The following is a 790-nucleotide window of genomic DNA, read 5'->3' as shown; positions in this document are numbered from 1 at the left end:
GCCGCTCGCTCTACGATCCGCAAGATGGTCGTTTGATGGAAATCAGCGCTGGCAGCCCAGCGTTGCAGCATCTTATCTACGCTTACGATCCGGTCGGTAATATCCAGCAGATCGAAGATGCTGCCCAACCGATTCGTTACTTCGCCAACCAGCGCGTCGAGGCGATTAATCACTACCGCTACGACACGCTCTATCAGTTGATCGAGGCCACGGGCCGCGAGGTCAATATCGGTGCCAGTCACGGCCCTGCCCTACCCGGTTTGCAGCCGCTGCCGCCCGACCCGAACCAGATCAGCAATTACACGCAAAGCTACGATTACGACGCAGCGGGCAATCTGTTGCAGATGAGCCATGTCGGCGCGCAAAACTTTACCCGCACTATGCGCGTGGCGGAGAACAACAATCGCAGCCTGCCCGAAGATGAAACCGACGCGGACTTTGATACCGGCTTCGACCCCAACGGCAACCAGCTACAACTGGTCCGTGGCCAGACGATGGAATGGGATGTCCGCAACCAGTTACAGCAAATCACCACCATCACCCGCGCCACCGCCGCCAGCGATTACGAACGCTATATCTACGACGGCCAAGGCCAGCGCTGTCGCAAGATCAACAGCGCCAAAACCTCCAGTCGCACCCTGAACAACGAGGTTCGCTACCTGCCGGGGCTGGAAATCCGCACCACTGCCGATGGAGAGGTTTTGCACGTCATCACGGCCCAAAACAGTCGGGTACTGCACTGGCAGGCAGGCCAACCGAGCGGCATCGCCAACGATCAAATCCGCTACAG

Annotated in this window: 1 pseudogene; it reads left to right on the top strand. The window is 58.6% G+C overall.

Annotation, left to right across the window (positions count from 1 at the left end):
- Positions 1-790 (top strand): annotated as a pseudogene (locus K5D32_RS25775) (hypothetical protein); the annotation flags it as partial.

The organism is Pseudomonas cichorii, assembly GCF_019719005.1.
Taxonomy (GTDB): domain Bacteria; phylum Pseudomonadota; class Gammaproteobacteria; order Pseudomonadales; family Pseudomonadaceae; genus Aquipseudomonas; species Aquipseudomonas cichorii_E.
The sequence above is the reverse complement of the archived record's forward strand: the minus strand, read 5'-3'. Positions and strand labels throughout refer to the sequence as shown.